Source organism: Bacillus sp. 05T31, from assembly GCF_056396725.1.
In genome coordinates, this window is the sequence record NZ_JBFTMA010000612.1 from 1 (window position 1) to 3248 (window position 3248).

Here is a 3248-nt window from a genome sequence, read left to right on the forward strand (position 1 = left end):
GATCATATGACATCATCGAATATTCAATTTTTTCTTTATCTAATATTCGCATCGCATTTGTTTTATCTTTTTTCATAGCGGTCTCCTTAAAAAGTTATTTCATATTATTAAGTTTTCTTTTATTATACACTCTTTTCAATTTCTCCTACATAACTTCACGTATTCTTCAAAACTGAAAATATTGATATTTCCAAATTCATCTGATATAATTTGGAAAAACTTATGTTAAGGAGAGATTTTTAATGCGAACTTTTAATACGTCTTTCCAACTTCATCATCATACGTAACGCCGTGTATCCGAAGAAAAATTTTTCTTCGTGGGTACAGGGCTTTTCCTGTTGACCCACGAAGCGTTCATAAAGCTGTGTGGGTATTTTTATACCTGCATAGCTTTTTTTAATTTAAAAGAGGAGTGATTATGGTGGAAATGAAAAATGTAAAAGGGACAAAAGACCATTTACCAGAGGAACAAGTACTGCGAAATAAAATTAAAAGAGCTTGTGAAGATACATTTGAACGATATGGGTGTAAACCTTTAGAAACTCCAACGTTAAATATGTATGAACTTATGTCATACAAATACGGTGGTGGCGATGAAATTTTAAAAGAAATATATACACTTAAGGATCAAGGAAAACGCGAGCTTGCCTTACGTTACGATTTAACAATTCCATTCGCTAAAGTCGTGGCGATGAATCCAAACGCATGGCRTTTGARCTRTTCCGAACGTTAAACTTAGAAGTAACRATYCAATATAATAACCGAAAATTRTTAAACGGTATTCTCCAGTCTATTAACATCCCTACTGAACTAACGAGTGACGTAATTTTATCATTGGATAAAATCGAAAAGATTGGGATTGATGGTGTACGAAAAGATGTATTGGAGCGCGGGATTACTGTAGAAATGGCCGATACAATATGTAATACTGTTTTATCTTGCCTAAAGCTCCCTATAGCCGACTTTAAAGACACTTTCAATAATACACTTGTCGCCGATGGAGTAGAGGAACTACAACAACTACAGCAATACTTACTCGCTCTCGGAATAAATGAAAATACGATATTCAATCCGTTTTTAGCAAGAGGACTCACGATGTATACAGGCACTGTGTATGAAATCTTTCTAAAAGATGGCACGATTACATCTAGCATCGGTAGCGGTGGTCGATACGATAATATTATCGGAGCATTCCGTGGTGATAATATGAACTATCCAACAGTCGGTATTTCATTCGGTTTAGACGTTATTTATACAGCACTATCACAGAAAGAAACCATATCATCTACAGCGGATTTATTTATCATCCCACTCGGGACAGAATTACAATGCTTACAAATCGCCCAGCAATTACGTTCTACTACTTCCTTAAAAATCGAACTTGAACTAGCTGGACGTAAATTGAAACGTGCCCTTAATTATGCAAATAAAGAAAATATCCCTTATGTGCTAATAATTGGTGAAGAGGAACTATCTACAGAAACAGTTGTATTGCGTAATATGAAGGAAGGTACTGAAGTGAAGATTCCCCTCTCTTCCTTGGAAAATAACACATTTAATAACTATATATAATAAGCGCCACCCTCATTTGGGTGGTTTTTCTAGTGCATAAATAAAGAGTCTTTCAGTTTACATAATATAATTATCGATTTCTATAAATGTAATTTTCAACCATATAAAAAAAGAGGGCAGATATGCATCTCCCTCTTTTGTCTAACTCTTTTTATTATTATTCTTGTTCTTGCTCGTCCATAATCTTCTCGAACGCCGCAGATACTTTTTCAAATTCCTCGTCATTCTCTATGTATGAGAATTCATTATCTTCTTCTACTTTTAAAAAGAAGATATCAATGTCTTCCTCAGTTTCTGTTTGAATGTCTTCTACAAAGGCAACCGCAATGTATTCTGCACCTTCGACATCCATCGCTCCAAGCACTTCAACTTCCTGTTCTTCATTATTCTCATCGGTAAGACTAAAAATTTCGCCTACTTCAATTGCTTCCATATTCATTCTCCTCCTATCATACTCTAAAAAATAAAACGTTCAAATTGTACACTTACTAACATATCTTTCCATAAAAAGTTGAATTCATACAGAAAGAACAACAAATTCTTGCTGATTCAGTAAAAGTATTCAACTATAAGGATATCATTTATGAATAGAAATGAACATATTTTAAATGAGATAATTGGATTAATTAATTTAAAATCCTTCTTTAGATTTCCGAAAGACCTCCATGTTCCATAATGATTCTTTCATATAGGCAGCTGGAATGCCACCTGTCAATCTGTAAGTAAATACTAAAATTGCACCTCCTATCCTGATTCCTTTCCGTACGTTTTTAGGATGAGAGATACATCCTTCTATATAAACTAAAGAGACTTATGTAGTAATTCCAATACATCTTTCATCGCAAAAGGACCGTCTTTTTTTACATGCTCCGCGAATTCAGAAACGAGAAGTAATGTTTTCACACTTTCGATTGGATGATCTCCTGACGCACTTTCAGCAGAAAGCATAACAGCATTCGTTCCGTCCAATACAGCCTGAAATACATCAGTTACCTCAGCTCTTGTAGGAATAGAGTGATCTACCATAGATTGAAGCATTTGTGTCGCTGTAATTACATATGTATTCGTTCGATTGCACTCACGAATCATCATTTTTTGTAACAGTGGAATAAATTGATACGGCAATTCCACACCTAAATCTCCCCTTGCGATCATAATGCCATCTGCTTCTTTGCATATATCTTGAAAATTCTCAATAGCTTCCATCGTTTCTATTTTTGCAATTAAACTCGGGGGAATTTCTTTATGCTCTTGTATAAAATCCCGTATTTCCTTTATATGACAAGGTTTTCGCACAAAGGAACACGCAATAAAATCAACATTCTCTTCTAAAAGAAACTGAATATCTTTTTTATCTTTCTCAGTAATAGCTGGTAAACTAACAATTGCACCTGGTAAGTTTACCCCTTTATGAGAAGCAATATTTCCACCTGTTTTTATCCTCGTTTCTATTTTTTCCGCACTTACCTTTTCAACAATTAACTCAACTTCCCCATCATTAATAAGAATTCTACTTCCAACTTTCACGTCATTCGCAATCCCTACATAATCAACACTTGCTTCTTCTTTATTCCCTTCAACTGGATTGGTATGTAAAATAAATAACTCCCCTGCTTCAAGTGTAATTTGTTCCTCTTTCATTTCACCCAATCTTATTTTAGGACCTTGTACATCCC

Annotated in this window: 2 protein-coding genes and 2 pseudogenes; 1 reads left to right on the top strand and 3 read right to left on the bottom strand. The window is 34.5% G+C overall.

All coding sequences use genetic code 11. The features are described 5' to 3' along the window. Nucleotides 1-76 (bottom strand): annotated as a pseudogene (locus AC1DJR_RS25165) (Cys-tRNA(Pro) deacylase); the annotation flags it as partial. A 342-nt stretch (nt 77-418) separates the two neighbouring features. On the opposite strand from AC1DJR_RS25165, the pseudogene AC1DJR_RS25170 reads away from it, so the two are divergent. Continuing rightward, nucleotides 419-1572, top strand: a pseudogene (locus AC1DJR_RS25170) (ATP phosphoribosyltransferase regulatory subunit). A gap of 157 nt (nt 1573-1729) precedes the next feature. Here AC1DJR_RS25170 and AC1DJR_RS25175 read toward each other — a convergent pair. Both AC1DJR_RS25175 and AC1DJR_RS25180 read right to left on the bottom strand, forming a co-directional pair. Beyond that, on the bottom strand, nt 1730-2011 hold the full coding sequence (locus tag AC1DJR_RS25175) for a DUF1292 domain-containing protein (protein ID WP_002013967.1): 282 nt from the start codon (nt 2009-2011) through the stop codon (nt 1730-1732). 362 nt (nt 2012-2373) lie between these two features. Further along, a partial coding sequence (locus AC1DJR_RS25180) for a pyruvate kinase (protein WP_477003774.1) occupies nt 2374-3248 on the bottom strand: 875 nt, incomplete at its 5' end.

Coding starts and splice junctions, on each gene's coding strand:
- AC1DJR_RS25175 (WP_002013967.1), bottom strand. CDS start 2,011: ATGAATATGGAAGCAATTGAAGTAGGCGAAATTTTTAGTCTTACCGAT.